General features: G+C 70.1%; 15 protein-coding genes and 3 pseudogenes. 12 read left to right on the forward strand and 6 right to left on the reverse strand.

Annotation, left to right across the window (positions count from 1 at the left end; all coding sequences use genetic code 11):
* Positions 1–25: 25 nt before the first annotated feature.
* Both LRD69_RS00395 and LRD69_RS00400 read left to right on the forward strand, forming a co-directional pair.
* Positions 26–2,059: a SpoIIE family protein phosphatase gene (locus LRD69_RS00395; protein ID WP_277329574.1), complete on the forward strand. Its 2,034-nt coding sequence runs from the start codon at positions 26–28 to the stop codon at positions 2,057–2,059.
* Positions 2,060–2,163: 104 nt separating this feature from the next.
* A complete protein-coding gene (locus LRD69_RS00400; RefSeq protein ID WP_346771892.1) occupies positions 2,164–2,553 on the forward strand; it encodes a hypothetical protein in 390 nt (129 codons plus the stop codon).
* A 342-nt stretch (positions 2,554–2,895) separates the two neighbouring features.
* On the opposite strand, the pseudogene LRD69_RS00405 reads toward LRD69_RS00400, so the two are convergent.
* Positions 2,896–3,348, reverse strand: a pseudogene (locus LRD69_RS00405) (lamin tail domain-containing protein); the annotation flags it as partial.
* A 520-nt stretch (positions 3,349–3,868) separates the two neighbouring features.
* A complete protein-coding gene (locus LRD69_RS00410) occupies positions 3,869–4,489 on the reverse strand; it encodes a DUF6629 family protein (RefSeq protein WP_277324525.1) in 621 nt (206 codons plus the stop codon).
* Positions 4,490–4,773: 284 nt separating this feature from the next.
* Between LRD69_RS00410 and LRD69_RS00415 the strand changes: the two are divergent.
* Both LRD69_RS00415 and LRD69_RS00420 read left to right on the forward strand, forming a co-directional pair.
* Positions 4,774–5,313: pseudogene (locus LRD69_RS00415) on the forward strand (RICIN domain-containing protein); the annotation flags it as partial.
* Between the two features lie 60 nt (positions 5,314–5,373).
* Positions 5,374–6,078, forward strand: a pseudogene (locus LRD69_RS00420) (pectate lyase); the annotation flags it as partial.
* A 126-nt stretch (positions 6,079–6,204) separates the two neighbouring features.
* Here LRD69_RS00420 and LRD69_RS00425 read toward each other — a convergent pair.
* Together LRD69_RS00425 and LRD69_RS00430 are read right to left on the reverse strand one after the other, a co-directional pair.
* Positions 6,205–7,317, reverse strand: coding sequence for an XdhC/CoxI family protein (locus LRD69_RS00425; RefSeq protein ID WP_277324526.1), 1,113 nt, complete (start codon positions 7,315–7,317; stop codon positions 6,205–6,207).
* Positions 7,318–7,564: 247 nt separating this feature from the next.
* Positions 7,565–7,864, reverse strand: coding sequence for a DUF1876 domain-containing protein (locus LRD69_RS00430; RefSeq protein WP_277324527.1), 300 nt, complete (start codon positions 7,862–7,864; stop codon positions 7,565–7,567).
* A 262-nt stretch (positions 7,865–8,126) separates the two neighbouring features.
* Between LRD69_RS00430 and LRD69_RS00435 the strand changes: the two genes are divergently transcribed.
* Positions 8,127–8,960 (forward strand): PP2C family protein-serine/threonine phosphatase, encoded by an 834-nt coding sequence (locus LRD69_RS00435; protein ID WP_277324528.1) that lies wholly within the window; start codon positions 8,127–8,129, stop codon positions 8,958–8,960.
* A gap of 66 nt (positions 8,961–9,026) precedes the next feature.
* Complete coding sequence (locus tag LRD69_RS00440) at positions 9,027–10,028, forward strand: MASE1 domain-containing protein (RefSeq protein ID WP_277329575.1); 1,002 nt, start codon at positions 9,027–9,029, stop codon at positions 10,026–10,028.
* A 57-nt stretch (positions 10,029–10,085) separates the two neighbouring features.
* Here LRD69_RS00440 and LRD69_RS00445 read toward each other — a convergent pair whose 3' ends face one another.
* Positions 10,086–11,354: a D-arabinono-1,4-lactone oxidase gene (locus LRD69_RS00445; protein WP_277324529.1), complete on the reverse strand. Its 1,269-nt coding sequence runs from the start codon at positions 11,352–11,354 to the stop codon at positions 10,086–10,088.
* 348 nt (positions 11,355–11,702) lie between these two features.
* Here LRD69_RS00445 and LRD69_RS00450 point away from each other — a divergent pair, with 348 nt between their 5' ends.
* On the forward strand, positions 11,703–13,262 hold the full coding sequence (locus tag LRD69_RS00450; RefSeq protein ID WP_277329576.1) for an exopolysaccharide biosynthesis polyprenyl glycosylphosphotransferase: 1,560 nt from the start codon (positions 11,703–11,705) through the stop codon (positions 13,260–13,262).
* Between the two features lie 117 nt (positions 13,263–13,379).
* On the opposite strand, the gene LRD69_RS00455 is transcribed toward LRD69_RS00450, so the two are convergent.
* On the reverse strand, positions 13,380–14,363 hold the full coding sequence (locus tag LRD69_RS00455) for a GDP-L-fucose synthase (protein WP_277324530.1): 984 nt from the start codon (positions 14,361–14,363) through the stop codon (positions 13,380–13,382).
* Between the two features lie 114 nt (positions 14,364–14,477).
* Here LRD69_RS00455 and gmd point away from each other — a divergent pair, with 114 nt between their 5' ends.
* From gmd to LRD69_RS00480, 5 genes are read left to right on the forward strand one after another with little or no spacing between them, the layout of a single operon-like run.
* Positions 14,478–15,491 carry a GDP-mannose 4,6-dehydratase gene (gmd, locus tag LRD69_RS00460; RefSeq protein WP_277324531.1) on the forward strand — a complete coding sequence of 338 codons (1,014 nt, stop codon included), beginning with the start codon at positions 14,478–14,480 and terminating at the stop codon, positions 15,489–15,491.
* Positions 15,488–18,277, forward strand: a complete 2,790-nt coding sequence (locus LRD69_RS00465; RefSeq protein ID WP_277324532.1) for a DNRLRE domain-containing protein — start codon at positions 15,488–15,490, stop codon at positions 18,275–18,277. The genes gmd and LRD69_RS00465 overlap by 4 nt, the downstream gene beginning before the upstream one ends.
* Entirely contained in the window at positions 18,277–20,532 is a 2,256-nt protein-coding gene (locus LRD69_RS00470; RefSeq protein ID WP_277324533.1) for a LamG domain-containing protein, read from the forward strand. The genes LRD69_RS00465 and LRD69_RS00470 overlap by 1 nt, the downstream gene beginning before the upstream one ends.
* Positions 20,529–21,215, forward strand: a complete 687-nt coding sequence (locus LRD69_RS00475; RefSeq protein WP_277324534.1) for a hypothetical protein — start codon at positions 20,529–20,531, stop codon at positions 21,213–21,215. Before LRD69_RS00470 ends, LRD69_RS00475 begins: the two co-directional genes overlap by 4 nt.
* Entirely contained in the window at positions 21,212–22,039 is an 828-nt protein-coding gene (locus tag LRD69_RS00480; protein ID WP_277324535.1) for a glycosyltransferase family 2 protein, read from the forward strand. Before LRD69_RS00475 ends, LRD69_RS00480 begins: the two co-directional genes overlap by 4 nt.
* The last annotated feature ends 16 nt before the right edge of the window (positions 22,040–22,055 follow it).

A 22,055-nucleotide genomic window follows, 5' to 3' on the forward strand; every position in this document is an offset into this window, starting at 1 on the left:
CCCCGCGCCCGTGCCGACGGACGGTATGGACGCGGCGCTCCTCGACAGACTGTTCGCCCAGTCCGTGGTGGGTCTTCATGTGCTCGATCCGCAGCTGCGGGTGGTACGGATCAGCTCTCTGGCCGGTCCCGACCGCGCCGAGAGGGTGATCGGGCGCCGCTTCACCGATGCGTACCATCTCGACCGGCCGAACTCCACCGGGGAACTGCTGCAGCGCGTGCTGGACACGGGTGTGCCGGTGCACGATCGGCTGGTCCACGGTCGTATCAGGAGCGGTCCCGGTCCGAGCCGCAGCTTCCTGGTCACCGTTTTCCGGCTCAACGACAAGAGAGGCCAGATCCTCGGTCTGCTCGCCGCCGTCGTCGATGTCACCGAACGTGAAAAGGCACGCACCCGGGCGATGTACCGGGCAAGGTTGCTCAGGAGCATGGGCCGGTCTCTCGATGTGGCGACCACGTGCCAGGCGCTGGTCGAGGCCATCGTGCCGGGGTTCGCCGACTTCGCCGTGGTCGAGGTCGTGGACGATGTGCTGCGCGGCGCGGATCCTCCGGTGGGCCCGCTGGGAGCGGACGTCCCGCTGCGCCGGGCCGCCCTGCGCGGTGTCAGGAGCGCCGGCGACCAGGACGGGCAAGTCGGTGACACGCGGCGACTGCCCACCCGCACCCCCTTCTCCCTGGCGGTGTCGGACCTGCAGATCCGGCACGTCGCACTCGACGCGGACACCCCGTGGCTTGCCGCGGACCCGCAGACCGCCCAGCTGATCCGGACGCTCGGGGCCCATTCGCTGATGGTGGTCCCTCTGACGGTGCACGGCGCGGTCCTCGGGCTGGTGAGCCTGTACCGGTTGTGCCCTGGGTCGGAGCCGTACGACGACAACGACACCGCGCTCGCGCAGACCGCGGCCGTTCACGTCGCGCTGAGTATCGACAACGCGCGCCGGTTCGAGCGCGACCATGTGATCGCGTCGACGGTCCAGCGCCGGCTGCTTCCGCAGGGCGACCGTGCCAGAGCCGCCATCGAGACCGCTCACGTCCTTATGCCCGGTCACAACAGCGGCTGCTGGTTCGACACCATCGGCCTGTCCGGAGCCCGCACCGCACTGGTCGTCGGCCAGGTCGCGGGGCACGGTCTGCAGACGGCGATCGCCATGGGGCAGTTGCGTACGGTCATCCAGGCGCTGGCCGCTCTCGACCTGCCGCCGGACGAGGTCATGGCCCGGCTCAACGACACGGCCGACCGGCTGGCCGACGAGCGCGCCTCTCTGCCGCCGGGCGACGCGCTGCACCGGGAGTCGTTGAGGGCGTCCTGCATCTACGCGGTCTACGACCCCTTCTCGCGCACCTGCACGATCGCCCGGGCCGGGCACCCCGCCCCGATCGTCATCTCGCCCGACGGCAGCACGCCGGCCGTCGACGTACCGGAGGGGCCTTCGCTCCTCTCCACCGACCGCGCTCCGTTCGCCACCGCCACCCTCGACCTCGAGGAGGGCAGCATTCTCGCGTTCGGAACCGACGCCCTGCTGACCGACGACGAGTCCGCCACGCGGATTCGGAGCGCACTCGAGGGCGCCGAACGCAATCTGCAGGAGCTGTGCGACGGCGTCATCTACACCCTGCCGGCCGAAAGCCTCCCCGACGGCGCGGCTCTCCTCCTCGCCCGTACCGGCACCGTCCCGCCCGACCGCGTCGCCACCTGGGAGCTGGCCCACGACCGGACGACCCCTGCCATCGCCCGTACCCTCGTGCGCGACCGGCTCGACGGCTGGAATCTCGACGACGAGACGGTCCGGGCGACCGAACTGATCGTGAGCGAACTGGTCACCAACGCCGTCCGCTACGGCACCCCGCCCCTCCAACTGCGGCTGATCCTGGACCGGTCACTGACATGCGAAGTCCATGACAGCAGCACGGTGGCACCACACCTGCGCCACGCCCGGACCGTCGACGAGGGCGGACGCGGGCTGTTCATCGTCTCCCAGCTCGCCACCCACTGGGGTACCCGGTACAGCCTGCACGGCAAGGCGCTCTGGACCGAGCAGGAGCTCTTGCCTCCCCTGTGACGAAGCCGGTCCGGAGCAGCGGTGGGCGGGGCGCCGCGCAGAGGGTGCAGGGGTGCCTCCGCTCGCGCCCGGCCGTGCAGGGACGGGGCAGGAGGGCATCCACGGTGGCCCGCAGCCGCCTGGTGGAGGCCATCGCCACCGTGCTGGGCGTCGCCGCGCTCACCCTCCTCTGGTTCGCCGGACCGGGCCGGCTCCGGCCGCCGGCTGATGCCGACGCCGTTCTCCATCCGGAGCCCCGCGGCGATGAGCTGCGTCCCCCACCGCGGCGGCACCGGCAAACGGCTCTTCCCGCTCCATCACTTCATCACCGTGGCGGGCGGCAGCCTGATCGGCACGGGGACGGTCGACGCCCGCGACCGGGTGCTGCACCGGGCGCACCGCTGCGCGGCAGCCCGGTCAGCTTCATCGCGGTGGACCGCACGACGATCGGGGACACCCGCGGGGCGGTCGACACGCTCGACTCGGAGCGTGTCGCGCACCGGTCCGCCGGCTGAAGCGCCGGCGGCCGCCCCTGACGAGTGCGGCGTACCACGTCCGGGGGGGCCGTGGTACGCCGCAGGATGGGGAGGCAGTGGGATCGGCTCCCGGATCAGGGAGCGGTCGTCAGAGGATCAGCGGCGACCGTCCCAACCGTGGTCACGGTCGTGACCCTTGCCGTGGTCACGGTCGTGACCCTTGCCGTGGTCACGGTCGTGACCCTTGCCGTGGTCATGGTCGTGACCCTTGCCGTGGTCATGGTCGTGCTTCTTGCCGTGGTCGCGGTCGTGCTTCTTGCCGTGGTCACGGCCGTAGTCGCGGTCGTTGCCATAGCCGTAGCCGTAGTCGTAGTCGTAGCCGCCGTAGTGGCGGCCCCAGGACTTCGAGTCGACCTTGTAACCGCGGTTGTCCCGCAGGGTCGCGGTGTCGCTGTTGTCCCAGACGTAGCGGCCCAGGTCCTGGTAGACGTTGTAACGGGTGTCGCGGCCGACGCCGGTGTGGACCCGCACCGAGGAACGGCCGGCCAGCTGCAGGTTGAACCGGTAGGTGTGGCGGCTCTCGTCTCTGAGCGTCCAGCCACGGAGGCTGACCGTGCGCCAGCTGGTGTTGGTGACGGTGACCCACTCGTCGTTCAGGCTGCGGTTGGAGCCGTTGTCACGTCCGGGGCTGTCGTACTGGATCTCGCCCAGGACGATGGACGAGTAGCCGCGGTCGTGACCGTGGTCGGCGGCGGCGGCCGGCAGCGCCGCGGCGCCCACCATGGCACCGGCAGCGATAACGGTAGCGGCGAGCCGCCGTGCGGAACGGGACATGAAAACCCCTCAGGTGCAGGCCCGGGCCTTGCGGTCCGGGCGTTGTTCGATCCCGGCGTGATACCGAGATCGCACACTTTGACCCGGTAACCCGACTCATGACAGACGCCCCGATACGTGTTACGAAATACAGACATTTCCGTCACACACGCCTGCATTCGGCACGCAGTGAATCCCCGGTCGCGCGTCAATCACTGACCTCTACATCCACCCGTTCGGTACCGGTTCATCCGGACCTGCGCACAGGTACAGCGCCCGCCGCCCGCCACGGCCCACCCCCGCGTGTCGGGCCTCGAACTCTGTAACAGCCACCCCACGCGCAACCCCAAACAGACTTTCCATTACCGAAAGAAAAGGGAAAAAAGGTTCGCGCACACGGAAATGCCCTCCGGTCGGACCGAAGAGCACCGCGGATGTCGGCGCCTCTGCCGTAGCCCACCCCATCGGCCCGCCGGGGCTGCCGGGGCTGCCGGGGCTGCCGGGGCTGCCGGGGCTGCCGGGGCTGCCGGTGAAGGGAAACTCAGCCGTTCGGCGCCGGCGGGCGACGCGTCCGGCAGAGAAGGATGACCGAGCACACCGCTGCGAACGCGCACCAGGTGGAGACGAACTCCAGCCGCCACAGCGCCGCACAGATCGCGGCCCCGACGGCGACCAGCACACCGAGGAGCCTCAGGAGCCGGTCACCGGCGAGCAGCAGGGACCCGACCGTCGCCACGAGGTAACCCGCGACGAGCAGTTCCCGGCGGGGAAGGCCGAGGACGTAGCCAAGGGTGTGACCGCGGATCTCGGCGGTCACGGGGCCGGCGGCCAGGCAGTACGCGAGCGAGGCAGCGGTCGCGGCGCCGGCCGCGACGGGAACGAACAGCCGGCGCCGGGCATGCGGCGGCGCGGCGGCCAGCACACCGAGCGGGACCCAGAGCGCCAGCACCGGAAGGGCGATGGCGGCCCAGGCCGCCACGGCGGGCCCCGTACCGCCGCCTGAGCGCCAGACGAAGGACTCGATGATCTGATGGGCCCCGAGAAGCAGCGGCAGTGCCGCGAGCGGCAGATCGCGGACCCGGCGCGTGCGCGCGACGCAGACCACACCGATCGCGGCAATGCCGGCACCGGCCACCAGGTCGGCAGTCGCACTCCAGCACATGACGTCACCCCTGGGTTCGAGAACGCGTGAATCGGCCTTTCACCAGCAGCGTCCGGACTCTCGCCGACCACACCCCGGGTGACACGACCGATCCCGGCATTGTTGGTGTTCTGTCAACTCATTGACCGCCGGATCCAGTTGACGTACCGTCACCGATGTTCGCGTACAAGAACTCGGTTCAGAATACGGAACATCATTCCTGGCCGGGCGATTGCTTTTACCACCGCACCAACCACCTCATGGGTGCCTGCGGAGGACACCGCAGGCGGTGAAAGGAACACCGAGTGCGCACAGAGAAGCAGCATGCCAGAAGGCGGGGCGGACGGGCAGCCGCCTCGTTCGTCGCGGTCGTCTCATTGATCGCCGCGGCGCTCACCGCGCTGTTCGGCACCGGCTCGGCCACAGCCGCGCCTGCAGCGGGCTCGTACAGCCTGTCGAACGCCGGAAGCGGACTGTGTCTGGAGGTTCCCGGCTCGGGAACGTCCGACGGCGTCCAGCTCGGCCAGAACACCTGCACCGGCGCCGCCCACCAGACATGGCGGCTCACGGCCTCCGGGAGCGGCTACACACTGACCGCCTCGCACAGCAGCAAGTGCGCCGGGGTGCGTGGTGCCTCCACCAGCGCCGGCAAGGCGGTGGAGCAGCAGACTTGCAGCGGCGCCCCCAGTCAGGTGTGGACGCTCACTCCGGTCAGCGGCAACACCTACCAGGTCGTCAACAGCAACGGCGGCAAGTGCCTCAACACGAAGGACAGTTCGACGGCCGCCGGGGCCCTGGTCCAGCAGAACTCCTGCGACTCGGTGACGAGCAAGCGCTGGACCTTCACCGCGGCCGGCTCGGTCCCCACCGATCCTCCGACCACACCTCCCACGACGCCGCCCACCACACCCGGAGCGCCGCCCGCATGGCCCACCGCCAACGGCAGCCAGGCCGTGTCGGCGACCATCTCGGTGTCCGGCACCTACGACGGAGGCCTGAAGCGCTTCTACGGCAGCGGTGACCTGGGCAGCGACGGCCAGGACGAGGACCAGCCGGCCATGTTCGAACTGGCGGACGGCGCCACGCTGCAGAACGTCATCCTCGGTGCTCCGGCGGCCGACGGCGTTCACTGCCTCGGCGCCTGCACGCTCAAGAACGTGTGGTGGGAGGACGTGGGCGAGGACGCCGCCACTTTCCTCGGCAGCTCCTCCTCGCTGGTGCGCACGGTCGACGGCGGCGGCGCGAGGCTGGCGGACGACAAGGTGTTCCAGCACAACGGCGGCGGCACCCTGATCATCAAGAACTTCCAGGTCTCGGACTTCGGCAAGCTGTACCGCTCGTGCGGCAACTGCTCCACGATGTACGGCCGGCACGTCGAGGTACAGAATGTCTGGGTCACCTCGCCGGGCGACACCATCGTCGGCATCAACACCAACTACGGCGACACGGCGCGGTTCTCCGGCATCACGATCTATGACGACGCAGATGCCGATATCGACATCTGCACCAAGTACAAGGGTGTGACGAGCGGCGAGCCGACCAAGATCGGCACCGGAGCGGACGGCACCAACTGCATCTACTCCCCCTCGGACATCACCTACGTCGACTGACGCGACCTGTTTCGCCACCTGACAGGAGGCCCGCCCCGGTTCGGCGAATTCCCGGGGCGGGCCTCTTCATTCACCGGTACCGGGAGAGCCGCGGTGCTTGAGTGGTTCAGCCGTCCGGTCTCCCCCTCACACGGGCTTCGGCCGTGGCCGGTGGATCGCCCCGGTGCTGTCGGCGAGCGGGGCGCCGGTGCCGCCCCAGCGCAGGGCGACGATCTCCGCCGCGATGGAGACGGCCACCTCCTCCGGGGTGCGGGCGCCGAGGTCGAGACCGATGGGTGAGCGCAGTCGCGCCAGTTCCGGCTCTCCGATTCCGGTCTCCCGCAGCCGCGCCAGGCGGTCGTCGTGGGTCCGGCGGCTGCCCATCACTCCGATGTACGCAGCCGGCCGGCGCAGGGCCACCTCCAGCAGCGGAACGTCGAACTTCGGGTCGTGCGTGAGGACGCACATGACGGTCCGCTCGTCGGTGTCCGTGGCACGCAGGTAGCGGTGCGGCCAGTCGACGACCACCTCCGCTCCGGCCGGGAAGCGCCGGGGGTCGGCGAAGGCCGGGCGTGCGTCGCAGACGGTGACCCGGTAGCCGAGGAACGCACCGATCCGCGCGACCGCGGCGGCGAAGTCGATGGCGCCGAAGACGAGCATGCGCGGTGGCGGGGCGAACGACTGCAGGAACACGGTGACATCGTCCTCACGCCGCTCGCCGCGCGCACCGTAGTGACGAAGGCCCGTTGCCCCCTGCGCCAGTTCGCCGCGTGCGTCGGCGGTGACGGCCGCGTCGAGGCCGGTGGTGCCGAGCGAGCCGGCCACGGTGTCCGGCCATACGGCCAGCGCGGCGCCGCGCGGGGCCGGGCCGTCGGTCACGGTGGCCATCACCACCGGACGGTGCTCGGCGACCGATGCGGCCACCTCTCCGAACGCGGGGTCGGTCGCGGCCGACACGGGGCGCACCAGCAGGGTGATCTCGCCGCCGCAGGTGAGTCCGACGGCGAAGGCGTCCTCGGCGCTGTAGCCGAAGGTGCTGAGCTGCGCCCGGCCGGTCTCGACGACCTCCGTGGCCAGGTCGAGTACGGCTCCTTCGACGCAGCCGCCGGAGACGCTGCCCGCGACTTCGCCGCCGGGGCCCACCGCCATCACCGCCCCGGGGCCGCGCGGCGCGCTGCGGGTGACGGCGACGACCGTGGCGAGGCCGAATGGTTCCCCGGAGGCGTACCAGCGGCGCAACGCCGGGAGGATCTCACGCATGGCGCTCACCGTCCGCGCGTGCCTCCTGCGCGCCCGTCACCCTGTCACACCCTGCCGGCCGCGGCCGGCGCCGCACCGCCGGCGAGCACCCGTGCCAGGTGCTCGCGGTACTCGGCCGGCCCGACCGGCCGGACGCAGGACGGGTGCCCTGGGCGGCCTCTTCGGCGGCCCGTGCCACGACGTGCGGATCCGTGCCCGCCCTCGGTCGGGGACCCGGTTCATGTGACGTCTGCATCCGCCTACGGCTTCAGCTCGTCACATCCGTCCAGGCGTAGGGCTTGCTGATGGGGCCTTTCGCGGGTCCGGCTCCCACCGCCTCCATTTCGTGGTCGGCCGCTCTCATCAGCTGGCCGGCCACATCCTTCATGGCGCGGCTCGCCGCGAGTTCGTCACCGATGGTGGGGATGTCCACGTCCTGCGGGTTGCAGCGGGCCACCCCGTGGCCGGTGAGTTTCCCTGAGCCGGTGTCCAGCACGGCTTCTGCCTTGGTCGTGCCGTTGTCCTCGGACAGGTCGAGGTGGACGTTCCATTCGTGTGTGCGTGTCATAGCGCACCTCCCTCATCCGCGTCCGGCCACGGTGCGCCGCCACGACGCGGTCCTCTACTCAGCATCCACCCGGCCGGGCCGGTCCGCGCGCTCCGGACGGGCTCCGTCACGGTGGCTCGCCCTGCACCGAGGGCACCGCCGAAATATGATGCAAGGGGCAAGTGCCACCGAGGGCCTCCCGGAATGCCGGCAGGCGTCCCGGACACCCGTGCCGTCAGGCCCTGCGTTGCGGCTCGCGAACGAATGCACCGTGGAGCGGCCCATGAACCGGCGTCGTGCTCGCCGTTCCGCCAGTGCCGAGGAGCTGCTCACCACACTGCAGAAGCTCACCGCGCGGGCGCGTCACGAGGTCCAGGTGCATCAGGCGCGGGTGGAGCTGGCCGAGGCGCTGCAGCGCGAGACGCTGCCCGGCAGTCTCCCTGCGCTCCCGGGTCTGCAGACCGCAGCCCGCTACTCGCCGGCCCGCAGCGGTCTGAACATCGGCGGCGACTGGTACGACGGTTTCCGGCTGCCGGACGGCACGCTCGCCTTCGCCATCGGTGACGTCCAGGGCCATGATGTCGAGGCTGCCGCCTTCATGGGGCAGATCCGGATCGCCATGCGGGCGATTGCCGCCACCACCGCGGATCCGGGCGAGATCATGGCCCGCACCAACGACCTGTTGCTGTCGATCGGCTCCACGCTCCTGGCGACCTGCACATTCGTCCGGCTCGACCCCCGCGCCCGGGAGCTGCGCACCGCCCGGGCCGGTCACGTGGCCGCCGTCTGGGCGGCGGTCGACGGACGGTCGGGCATCGCCCAGGACGAGGGCGGCCTGCCACTGGGTATCCAGGCGGAGCAGGAGTATCCGGTCACCCGGCACCGGCTGACCGCACCGGGGGCGTTCGTGCTCGTCACCGACGGTGTCGTCGAAGGGCGGTCGTTGCCGATCGACGAGGGATTGGAGGCGGTGATGCGGCTGGTGACGGCGCACGTGTCGGCCGCGGCCGAGCGGCTCGCCGACGAGGTGATGCGGACGGCGGAGCGTACCGGTCACGAGGACGACGCCGCCGTTCTCGTCCTGCGCCACAACGGCTTCCCCGGCGGCGCCGGGTGAGCCGGACGCCGGGGCGGAGCGTGTCACACAGCGGCGACTCCGTGGCCCCGGTGTCTGATGAGTTCTGTGATCCGCAGCCAGGAAACCAGACGCAAGGCATCCGCCGCTCTGCGCATCCTGGGCGTCGCCGCCGCTTATTACGGGGCAGGGGAGATCGGCCTGCTCAGACGGGTGACCATCCACGGCGCCACCGTGACACCGCTCTGGCCGTCGACGGGTATCGCCGTGGGCTGCCTGCTGTACCTGGGCATCGGCATCTGGCCCGGCATCACTCTCGGCTCCCTGGTCAGCAGCGCCACACTCGCCGACTCGCTCACCCTCTCCGACTTCGGCATCGTGGCCGGCAACACCCTGGCTCCCGTCTGCTCGTACCTCATGCTCCGCAGGTTCGGGTTCCGGATCGAGCTGGACCGGCTGCGCGACGGTGTCGTCCTGGTGTTTCTCGGCGCGCTGGCCGGCATGCTGATCAGCGCAACGGTGGGCACCGTGCTCTTCGTACTCGACGGCAAACTGCCCGTCCGCCACTTCTGGCCGGTCTGGGCGGCGTACTGGGCGGGGGACGCCATGGGCGTGCTGGTGGTCACCCCGGTACTGCTCGTCCTGCGCAAGGCGCGGTTGCCCCGGGCCGGCGACAGATGGCTGGAGGCGACCGCGCTCGCGGTCGCCTCCGTCGCCATCGGGCTGCTGGCCACCAGGAGCGAACTCTCCCTGTTCTACCTGGTGTTCCCGCTGCTCATCTGGGCCGCCCTGCGCTTTCAGCTGGCGGGAAGCGCGCCCGTTGCCCTGCTGGTGTCCGTCCTGGCGGTCCTCTCGGCGACGGAGGGCGTGGGACCGTTCGCCGGGCACACCCTCCTGGAGGTCATGCTCAATCTGGCGATCTTCAACGGATCCGTGGCGCTCACCGCGCTGCTGCTGGCAGCGATCGTCACCGAGAGCATGAACGTCCGGCGCCGGATCGAGCAGGCCTGCGACGACCTGGCCGAGGTGGTGGACCAACTCGCGCCGGGCCGGTCGGCGGCCGCGTGGCCGTCGCGGTACGAGCACCGGCGCAACAGCCACGGACCGTGAGCGGGGCAGTGTCCCGCTCTTTGCGGACACAAAGGTGAGATCCCCGTACGTCACTGCTCATGCCTGCGGGAAGTGGCGGTCCAGAAAAGCGTTGCGGAACATGCCCGTCGGGTCGTACCGGGCCATCAGCTTCTCGAACTCGGCGTACTGCCCGTACAGCGTGCGCAGCGTCTCGGGCGCGGTCGTGAACACCTTGCCCCAATGCGGCCGGGCACCGAACGGTGCCAGTGCCTCCTCGATCGCCCTCAGCACCGGAGTGACGGCCTCGGTGTCCGGCGCCCAGGTGAAGTGGAAGGCCACGGAGTCCCTTCCGCTCGCCGGGCTCAGCCACAGGTCGTCGCGGGCCACCGTGCGGATCTCGCTGACCAGGAGCAGGGGTGCGATCCGGTCCCGGATCCGGTCCAGCGCCTCGAAGGCGGCCGCGGCGTCGCGCCGCGCCACGAAGTACTCCGACTGCAGCTCGTCCCCGTTGCTCGGGGTGAACTCCAGCCGGAAGTGCGGCAGGCGCTTGTGCCATGCGCCGGGAACACCCTGTTGCCGGGTGCAGTTCTCGGCCGGCATGCCCGGGATGGGGTGGCGTGCTCCGTCCGCGAGCCGGGCGCCGAGCCACTCGTCAGGGGCCGGCCGCACCCCGTCCGCACCGACCTGCCGCTTGAGCCAGACCTGATTGACGGGGCCGCCGCGCCAGTCGGTGAAGAGGCTGACGCTGTACGCGGCCGACATCACCTCGTCGAACCCGGCTCCGTCGGCGATCTGGGACTGCGGCAGGTCCTCGTAGACCCACTGCTGCACATCGAAGGCGGGCACCAGGTCCAGCGTCAGCCGGGTCACCACTCCCAGGGCGCCCAGGGCGACCACCGCTCCGGGGAAGTCCGCGTCGCCGCGGGCCAGCCGTACCGGGGATCCGTCGGCCGTGACCATCTCCAGCGCCCCGACCGCACCGGCGATCGAGCGGTTGCCCACGCCCGAGCCGTGTGTTCCGGTCGCGCAAGCGCCGGCCACCGAGATGTGCGGAAGCGAACCCAGGTTGTGCAGGGCGTAGCCGTTCTCGTGGAGCGCGCCGGCGAACTCCCCGAAGCGCAGGCCGGCGCTGACGGTGACTGCCTGCGCGTCCCGGTCGATCTCGACGGTGCGGGGCAGTCCGGCCACCGACACGAGGTCGCCGGCCGTGTCGGCGACGGTGCTGAAGGAGTGCCGGGTGCCCAGCGCCCGTGCCGTCGTGGCGCCGGCGATGATCTCTTGGAGCTCGGCCTCCGAGCGGGGGGTGCGCAGCCGCTGCGCACCGAAGGTGATGTTGCCGGCCCAGTTCTTCTCCGCGGGAGTCACCGCACGTCCCTCTTTCGATCGTGGCCGGCCGTCGCCGCCCGGTGATCCATTCTCCCAGACGAGGCTGCGAAGGCCTGCAAGGCCTGGCGGGGAGGAGATGCAAGCGTGACATGTCCGCACAGAATCCCAGCGCGGAACCCCACAAATGCCACCACCCGTCCGCAGAAGCTGCGATCCAGCGCGGATCGGGACGAGTCCATGGGCTCGCCCCGTGTTCTGAACTTCACGAGAACTCCAGCGAAATGGCACGTGTGTGGATATCGTGCACCGAGCGAGGGCGCATCCGTCAGTCCATGGGATCGGCGGATGCGTCCCGTTTGTGGAGATGCAACTGTGACTGGGGGGTTCATGGGGCATGTCGAGCTACCCGAATCCGATATATCAAGGCCCGCGGGACTGGCGGGGGCGCCACGTCCGCGGACCGATGCACACCGGCCTCACAGCAAGGAACTCGAACAGCTGTGGAGGGCCCCGACCGTACAGCGCGACCGCTCCGACCAAGGGCGGGCACCGAAGAGAAGACCCGGGCGGCACCTGCCGCTCATCGTCTGTGCCGACCTCGTCGGCCTGGGGGTTCCGGCCTGGCTCGTCCTGCGCGCCTACGAGCAACAGCAGGCTCAACTCGCTGCGACGGTAGCCGCGTTGGCATGGTGCGGCGTCCGGGCGGTGGGTGGCCGCTACACGGACCGCCGGCCAGGGGGCTTCAGGGGGGCACTGACCGCTCCGGGGGACTGGCTGCTGCTCATAGGCGTGCTTGCGGTTCTCACAACCGTGTTCAGGGAGCCGGTCCAGCCGGTCCAGCCGGTGACCGCGGTCGTGGCGCTGGTACCCGGCCTGCTGGTGACCGTCGTCGTGTCGACGGTGCGTCAACTCCCTTGGCCGGGAAGGAAGAATCACGCAGAACACCGGGTGCTGGTGGTCGGTGAGGCTCCGGGGGTGGAACGGGCGGTGCGGCTGCTCGGTTCCCGTTCGGACCACGCCTACACCGTGGTGGCCGTCGTCCCCGTCGGGGCGGCGACACTGGACTGCGAGGCTCCGGTGCCGGGACGGCTCGCACCCGCGCCGGCCGACGACGACGTGACGACGGTCCTGGGCGGAGCCTTCGCCCATGACGCGGACCTCGCGCTCGTCGTACCCGGACCGCAACTCTCCGGGGAGCGGCTGCGGCGGCTGTCCTGGGGGCTGCACGACGGCGGGCTCCAGTTGTCCGTGCTGTCGGACCTCTCGGAGATCGCGGCGGGCCGGGTCCGGCCGGCCTCCGCGGCCGGGCTGACGCTGCTGCACATCGTGCCGCCGCTGCGCCGGGGCCCGCAGATGGCACTGAAGGCCGCGGTGGACCGTATCGGTGCGGCGCTCGGACTCGTGCTGCTGGCACCGCTGTTGCTCCTCGTAGGGGCGGCGATACGGCTCACCTCCGAGGGTCCGGTGTTCCACCGCCAGATCCGCCAGGGGCAGCACAACCAGCCGTTCACCATGTGGAAGTTCCGCACGATGGTGGAGGACGCCGAGACGCACAAGGCGCAGCTGGCGACGGCGAACGAGAACGACGGCTTGATGTTCAAGATGCGGCGCGATCCCCGGGTGACACGGATCGGCAGGGTGCTGCGCCGGACGTCGGTCGACGAACTCCCGCAACTGTTCAATGTGGTCCGCGGCGAGATGTCACTGGTGGGTCCGCGCCCTCCCCTTCCGGAGGAGGTGTCACGGTACGACGAGCGCGAACTCAGGCGGCTCGCGGTCCGGCCCGGACTGACCGGCCTGTGGCAGGTCAGCGGACGCTCGGACCTGTCCTGGCAGGAGACCGTCTCGCTGGACCTGTGGTACGTCGACAACTGGTCGGTGGCCACGGACCTGGGTCTCATGGCCCGCACGCTGCGCGCCGTCACCGACGGCCGCGGGGCCTACTGAGAGCGGCGGGGACACCGGATGAGAGAAGTGAACCCCGGCCGGCCGTGCGGGGCCGGACGGGCGGGCGGTCGTCGTACTGCGGCGGCCGCCCGGCCCCGGCGGACCGGGCGGACGATGTCAGCGCTCGTCGCGCCGATGGTCCAGCCACCAGGCGTAGGTATCGGCGATGCCGTCGCGCAGCGCGATCTTCGGTTTGAATCCGAGAGAGGAGAGTCGGGAGACGTCCAGGAGCTTGCGGGGGGTGCCGTCGGGCTTCGACGTGTCCCAGGCGATGCTTCCCTGATAACCCGTCACATCCTGGACGGTGGAGGCGAGTTCCCGGATCGTCAGGTCCTCTCCGCAACCGATGTTGACCGGATCGTCACCGTCGTAGCGCTCAAGGAGCAGGAGGCACGCGGCGGCAAGGTCGTCGACATGCAGGAACTCGCGCCGGGGGCTGCCGGAGCCCCAGAGGGTGACTTCGGGCGCTCCGTCCCGTTGCGCCTCGTGGAAGCGGCGGATCAGGGCGGGCAGGACGTGCGAGGACTCCAGGTCGAAGTTGTCGCCCGGTCCGTAGAGATTGGTGGGCATGGCGCTGATGTACGAGGCGCCGTACTGCCGCCGGTACGACTGGGTCTGCACGATGCCGGCGATCTTGGCGAGCGCGTACGCCTCGTTGGTCGGTTCCAGCGGGCCGGTGAGCAGGGCGTTCTCGGGGATCGGCTGCGGGGCGCGCTTGGGATAGATGCAGGACGAGCCGAGGAAGAGCAGACGCTCGGTGCCGGCGGCATGCGCTCCGGCGATCACGCTCAACTGGATACGCAGGTTGTCCTCGAGAAACTGCACCGGATACGTGCTGTTGGCCATGATTCCGCCGACCTTGGCGGCGGCGAGCACCACGGCGTCCGGGCGGGTGTCGCGCAGAAAGGCCTGGGTCGGTGCCGCGTCGCGGAGATCGAGCCGGTCACGGCCGCGGGTGATCACTTCGTGGCCTTCGGCGGTGAGGCGGCGCACCACTGCCGAGCCGACGAGCCCGCGGTGCCCCGCGACGAATATGCGGGCGCCGGGTCGTAGGAGGGGGCGGTCGGATTCCTGGGGAGGGCCGGGGAGATCGGTCGTCATGGCTCGGATTGTGCCAGCAGCTGTACGCCGCGGTGATGTTTTGCCGCAGATCGCTCGAATTCCGATATTTCGGAGAACCAACAGCCTTTCAGGCGACCAAGGAGGGGGGGAGTTGTGGCGAAGACCGCACTCATCACCGGTGTGACCGGGCAGGACGGTTCGTACCTTTCGGAGCTGCTGCTCGAGAAGGGGTACACCGTGCACGGCCTCATACGCCGCTCGTCGAGCTTCAACACCGAGCGGATCGACCACATCTACCAGGGCCCGGAGGAGGAGAACCGCTCCTTCGTCCTGCATCACGCCGATCTCGCCGACGGGGTCGCGCTGGTGAACCTGCTGCGCGACATCCAGCCCGACGAGGTGTACAACCTGGGCGCGCAGTCGCATGTCCGGGTCTCGTTCGACGCGCCGCTGTACACAGGTGACATCACCGGGCTCGGCACCATCCGGCTGCTGGAGGCGGTCCGCGCCAGCGGCATCGACACCCGGATCTACCAGGCCTCGTCGTCCGAGATGTTCGGCGCCACCCCGCCGCCGCAGAACGAGAGCACCCCGTTCCATCCCCGCAGCCCGTACAGCGTCGCCAAGGTCTACTCATACTGGGCTACGGTCAACTACCGCGAGGCGTACGGCATGTTCGCGGTCAACGGGATCCTCTTCAACCATGAGTCCCCGCGCCGCGGCGAGACCTTCGTGACCCGCAAGATCACCCGCGGGGTGGCCCGGATCAAGGCCGGCCTGCAGCAGCACCTCCACCTCGGCAATCTCGATGCCGTGCGCGACTGGGGTTACGCCCCCGAGTACGTCGACGCGATGTGGCGGATGCTGCAGTGCGACTCGCCCGACGACTATGTGGTGGCCACCGGCGAAGGGGTCAGCGTCCGGGAGTTCCTGGAATACGCCTTCGAGCATGCGGGCCTGGACTGGCGCGACCACGTCCGCTACGACGCGAAGTACGAGCGCCCCAGCGAGGTCGACGCGCTGATCGGGGACGCCACCAAGGCCGAGGAACTGCTGGGCTGGAAGCCCGCCGTGAAGGCACAGGAGCTGGCCAGGATCATGGTCGACGCGGACATCCGGCAACTCGCCGACCAACTCACCGGAGCAACTGTGCGGGTGGACCGATGAGCGGGCCAGGACGCCCCGGACGGAGCCGCAGTGGCGTGTTCGCCACGGTCCTCGCACTCGCCGCGGGCGTGCTCTCCGCTTCGGCCGCCACCGCTCCCCCGGTCGCGGCGCTGACACCTCCGGTCGGCTTCACCGCCGACTCCCTTTCCACCTATCAGACCAACGGCATCGTCTGGGCGCTCGCCGAGGCGAACGGCGTGGTCTACGCAGGGGGCACCTTCGCCAATGTCCGGCCGGCGGGGTCGCCCGCCGGCAGTGGTACGACGCCCGCCGTCAACTTCGCCGCGTTCAATGCGGCCACCGGCGCGCCCACCGGCTGCTCGCTGTCGTTCACGCGCAGCAGCGGCACCGCCACGGTCCGGGCGTTCGCGCTCTCCCCCGACAAGTCCACGCTCTACGCAGGCGGTTACTTCAGCGCCGTCAACGGGACGGCCGCCAACGGCCTGGTGGCCATCAACACCGCCACCTGCACGCTTCGTTCGGGGTTCGCGCCGAACTTCTCGGCGACCGTGCGGGCGCTCGACGTCGCGGCGAACGGCACGGTCTACGCCGGAGGCGACTTCCAGACCGTCAACGGCCAGCCCCGGCGCTTCTTCGGCGCCGTCACCGCCGCCGGCGCGGTGACCGGGTGGAACCCGGACGCCGACGAGCCCGGCCGGACGCTCAAGGTCACCCCGGACGGGCAGAACGTCCTGATCGGCGGCGACTTCTTCACCGTCGGCGGCGCCGACTCGCACGCGCTCGCCGTGACCAGCGCTGCCTCGGGTGCGCTGACCCGGGCCTACACGGGCAGCTTCATCCCGTCGACCGCAGTGATCAAGGACATCATCACCGACACCGCCTCCGACGGCTGGTACGTCGCGGGCGAGGGCACCGGGGGCGGCTCCTTCGACGGCCGGCTCGCCATGCGCCTCGGTACGTTCGACCAGCGCTGGCGGGACACCTGCCAGGGTGCGACCCAGGCACTGCGGGTCTACCAGGGGGTGCTCTACGCGGGAAGTCATGTTCACGACTGCTCCACCATGGGCGGATTCCCCAACCAGGTCCGCAAGCACCTCACCGCCCAGTCCGTCGACGATCCGGCGATGCTCGGCTGGCTCCCGGACACCAATGACGGCATCGGGGAGCCGGTCGGGCCGCGTGCCCTGACCATCGCGTCCCGGGACGGCCGCGACTTCCTCTGGGTGGGCGGCGAGTTCACCACGGTCAACGGTGTCGCCCAGCAGTCACTGACCCGGTTCGCCAACACGCCCGACACGGGAGCGCCCGCCGCACCCGCCGTCAGCGTGTCCGCGCCGCGGGCCGGTGAGGTACGGGTCAGCTGGCGGTCCGCTCTGGATCTGGACGACAGTCTGCTCACCTACCGGGTCTACCGCGACGGCGGTTCGGCGCCCGTGTACACGACGCAGGGATCCTCGCTGTTCTTCAGCCGGCCGCAGCTGACGTTCACCGACACCGATGTGGTGGCCGGCCGGACGTACACGTACCGGGTGACGGCGAGCGACGGTACCAACACCAGCGCGCTCTCGGCCGCCGCCTCCGTCACCGCCGCCGCCTCGGCGAGTCCCTACGCGGAGCGGGTGCTCGCGGACGGCGCCGACCTGTACTGGCGTTATGACGAGGCGGGCGGGCAGTTCGCCTCGGACGCATCGGACAGCGACGACGGCGGCGTGTACATGAACACGCCGACATACCGCTCCACACCGTCCGCCGTGGCCGGTTCGGCGGCCCTGTCCCTCAACGGCACGGACGAGTACGTGTACAGCGACAGGCTGCACCACTACACCTCACCGACGCCGTACTCCATCGAGACCTGGTTCCGGACCGGCACCACCAGCGGCGGACGGATCGTCGGCTACGGCAACAACATCGGTACGGCGCAGGGCCACACGAGCAGCATCTCCGACAAGCTCGTGTACATGACCAACGACGGGCGCCTCGCGTTCGGCGTCCAGGTCGGCAGCACCAACAGCCGGCCCACCCTCACCACGACGGCTTCCTACAACGACAACGCCTGGCACCATGTCGTCGCCACCCAGGGATCGCCGGGCATGCGGCTGTACGTGGACGGGGTGGCGGTCGGCTCCAACACGACCGCGGGCAACCGCTCGTACAACGGGTACTGGCGAGTGGGCGGCGACGCCATGCCGACCACCTGGCCGAACCGTCCCACCAGTACCTACTTCGCCGGGCAGGTCGACGAGACCGCGGTGTACCCGACGGCGCTGACCGCCGCCCAGGCCGCCGCGCACCACGATCTGGCGGGCACCCCGCCCGGTCCCGGCGACACCACGGTGACGCTGACGCCGAACGAGGACGCATACGTCAACAGCGTTGCGGCAAACACCAATTACAACGACAACCAGCTCGCATCGCGGGGCACCACGGCCTATCTGAGCTATCTGCGCTTCACCGTGCCCGCAGCCCCGGCCGGACAGGTCCTCAAGAGCGCCCGGCTCACCTTCCGCACCTCGTCGGACTCGACGGCGGGGTCCTCCGAGAATCACACCGTGGTGCCGGTCACCGGCACCTGGACCGAGTCGGCGGTCACCTACAACACCCGGCCGTCGCTCTCCTCGACGGTGCTGGGGACCATCTCCGGCGCGACCTCGGTCTCCACCGACTACTCGGTGGAGCTGAACGCGTCGGCACTGGGCGGAGCCCTCGGCTCCGCCTACTCACTCGCCCTGACCAACAGCGGGACGGACAGTCTCCGCATCTGGTCGAGCGAGGTATCTACGGCGGCCTACCGGCCGCAGCTCGTTCTCACCTTCGGAGCTGAATGATGAACGGAAGTACGGGGCGCAGACCCGTGGGACGTGGCCGGGTGCGTGCCGCGGCCGCCGCGCTCTGCCTGCTCGCCGGAGCCCTGGCCGCGACCGCGGCCGGGGCCTCCCCGGCGGCGGCTCTCACGCCACCGGTCTCTCTCACCGCGGACGACCTCTCCACCTGGCAGACGAACGGCATCGTCTGGTCGATGGCGGCCTCGGCGAACGGAGTCGTGTACGCCGGCGGTACCTTCTCCTCCGTCCGGCCACCGGATGCGGCAGCCGGCACATCCGAACAACCCGCGGTCAACTTCGCCGCCTTCAACGCCGCCACCGGCGCACCGACCGGCTGCAGCCTCTCCTTCACGATGACCTCCGGGACGGCGACCGTACGGGCGCTGGCTCTCTCCCCCGACGAGCAGACGCTCTACGCGGGCGGGCAGTTCGGCGCGGTGAACGGCGTGGGCGTGAGCAATATCGCCGCGATCGACACGGCGACCTGCACCCCGCGTCAGGACTTCAAGGTCTCCGTCTCCGCGACCGTACGGGCGTTGTCCGTCACCGCTGACACCGTCTATCTCGGCGGCGACTTCAACACGGTGGCGGGACAGACCCGGAACATGTTCGCCGCGGTCACCACCGACGCCCAGCTGAAGCCGTGGACGGCCAACACGGACGAGGTGGGCCGCGCCGTGCAGGTGACGCCGGACGGGCAGCACGTGGTGATCGGCGGCGACTTCTTCACCGTCAACGGCACCACCTCGCACGCCCTCGCCGTCGTGGACGCCACCACGGGTGCGGTCACCAAGAGCTACCCGGGCTTCATCCCGAACACCTCCACGGTGCAGGACCTGACCACGGACGCCACCGGTCTCTACACCGCCAACGAGGGCACCGGAGGCGGGGTCTTCGACGGTCGGATCGCCCTGAACCTCAGCAACTTCGAGCAGCGGTGGCGGGACACCTGCCTCGGGGCGACCCAGGCCATCCTGGTCCATGACGGGGTGCTGTACAGCGGCAGTCACGCCCATGACTGCTCCAGCATGGGCGAGTTCCCCGACCAGCCGCGCAAGCATCTGCTCGCCCAGTCGGTTGACGACCCCAAGCTGCTGCCGTGGTTCCCGGACACGAACGACGGCATCGGGGAGCCGGTCGGACCGCGGGTGATGGCTCAGACCGATCTGGGCGGGCATCACTACCTGTGGGTCGGCGGCGAGTTCACCACGGTCAACGGCTCCGCCCAGCAGAGCCTGACCCGGTTCGCCGACGGCCCGGACACCGGGGCGCCGTGGGTGCCCAACGTCAGCGTGTCCACGGTCGCCTCGGGCAAGGTCGAGGTGAACTGGCAGACCAGCTTCGACACCGACGACGGGGAGCTCACGTACCGGATCTACAAGGACGGTGCGAGCACCCCCGTGTACACGACGACCGGGTCATCGCTGTTCTGGGACCGGCCGCAGCTGAGGTGGACCGACACCGACGTGGCTCCGGGCGAGACGCACACGTACCGGATCAGCGCGAGCGACGGCACCAACACCAGCGCCAAGTCCCCTGCGCAGACGGCCACCGTGGCCTCCGCCGCGGAGGCCTACCCCGCCCGCGTGATCGCCGACGGGGCGTCGCTGTACTGGCGGTACGACGAGGGCACGTCGACGTTCGCAGCCGACTCCGGAACCGGCCTGGACAACGGCTTCCTGCGCAACGCCCCGGCCTACCGGCAGACTCCGGCGGCGGTCGCCGGTCCATCGACCGCGATCGGCTTCAACGGCTCCACCCAGTACGCGTACAGCAACAAGCGGCACTCGCAGCCGACCACCTTCTCGGTGGAGACCTGGATCAAGACCACGACCACCAGGGGCGGAAAGATCGTCGGCTTCGGCAACCTGACGATGCAGAACAGCAGCCAGTACGACAAGCATGTGTACATGCGCAATGACGGGCGGCTGATGTTCGGGGTCTACAGCGGCGGTACCCGGACCGTCACGACCACCGGGGCCTACAACGACGGCGCCTGGCATCATGTCGTCGCCACGCAGGGCAGCGGTGGTATGGCGCTGTACGTGGACGGGCAGCTGCGTGCGTCCAACTTCCTGTTCACCGGAAGCGAGAGCTACAGCGGGTACTGGCGCGTCGGCGGGGACAACCTGTCGAGCTGGCCGAACCGTCCGACGAGCGACTTCTTCGCCGGGCAGATCGACGAGACCGCCGTGTACCCGACCGCGCTCAGCGGTTCCACGATCAGCGCCCACTACGCCCTGAGGACCGGTGGATGAGGTCTCCGTTCCTGGCCGGCGCCGCCGTCGTGATACTGACGGCGGCGCTGGCCGCGTGTGGCTCGTCCTCCGACGGGGACCGGCGGGAGGCGGGCGGCGCGAAGCCGTCGGCCACCGGCGCCCCTGTCGCGGGGCCGGCGGCCGGGCCCGACGCCCCGGCCGGTCCGTCCTCCACGACGACGAGCGAACCGCCGAAGCTGCCCACCGACCAACTCACTCCGGCCACCGGCTCCTTCACGAAGAAGCAGAAGGATTACCTGGTGAACCGGGTCCCGAAGGGAATGGACCCGGCAGCCGTCCTGCAGACCGGCCAGGAGACCTGCGACAAGCTGTCGTACCTGGTCAAGGTCGACAAGGACACCGCTGTCGCGGGGATCGTCACCGGCGAGGTCGCCGGTGCGGAGCCGGCCGTCGCCCATCTGTGTACCGAGCACAGGGACTTGGTGGCGCGGGCCGCCCTCGGCTACGCCGACGGCACGCACAAGAGCCCGCGGCCGGGCCGCTACTACGCCGTCACCCCGACCAAGAGCTGCACGTGGCAGATCACCGGGGCCGGTGGCAAGAGCCTGGCTTCGGGCACGTCCGACACCGGGAAGCGAGTGGCGATCACCGTCGCACAGACAGCCCGTGCGTTCACGTCCACGGGCTGCTACGCCTGGCTGCCGGAAGGAGACAACGAGTGAACAAGCTGCCGATAGCCGTGGCGATCCCCACGAAGAACGAGGGCCTCAACATCGCCGAGGCAGTGAAATCGGTCCTCGGCCACTTCGAGGCGGTCGTCGTCGTCGACTCGCACAGCACGGACGAAACGGCGAAGATCGCCGAGGAGTGCGGGGCCGAGGTCGTCACGTACACCTGGGACGGCGGTCATCCGCGGAAGAAGCAGTGGTGTCTGGACCACGTCCGCACGGACCTGGACTGGATCCTGCTGCTCGACGGCGACGAGCGGCTCAGCCCCGGTCTGCTGGCGGAGCTGCGGGAGATCTTCGCCGATCCCGGTGCGCCGAAGCCTGCCGCGTACGACATACCGCTGGGCTACTGGTTCTCTGGCCGGCGGCTGCGCCACGGATACACCATCCGGAAGCGGTCGCTGACCGACCGGACGCGGTGCCACTATCCGGAGGTGGGTGATCTCGCGGCGCCCGGCATCGGCGAGGTGGAAGGGCACTACCAGCCGGTCGCCCCGACGGCCGGTACGCTCCGCAACCCGATCGAGCATCAGGACCTCGACCCGGTGACGGCGTGGTTCGAGCGGCACAACCGCTACTCGGACTGGGAGGCGTGGCTGGAGCACCATCCGGACGTCAAGGAGCAGGTCAGGAAGGTGAAGTCGCGCCAGGGACAGCTGTTCCACAAGGCGCCGTTCAAGCCGCTGGTGTCGTTCGCGTACATGTACGTGTACCGGCGCGGGTTCCTCGACGGGCGGGCGGGCTTCGACTTCGCCTTGGCGATGAGCTTCTACCGGTGGCAGATCGCACTCAAGTCCCGTGAGGGCAAGGTGGGATGACCCGCCCGCACCGTCT

Source organism: Streptomyces sp. JH14 (genome assembly GCF_029428675.1).
In the GTDB taxonomy this organism is placed as follows: domain Bacteria; phylum Actinomycetota; class Actinomycetes; order Streptomycetales; family Streptomycetaceae; genus Streptomyces.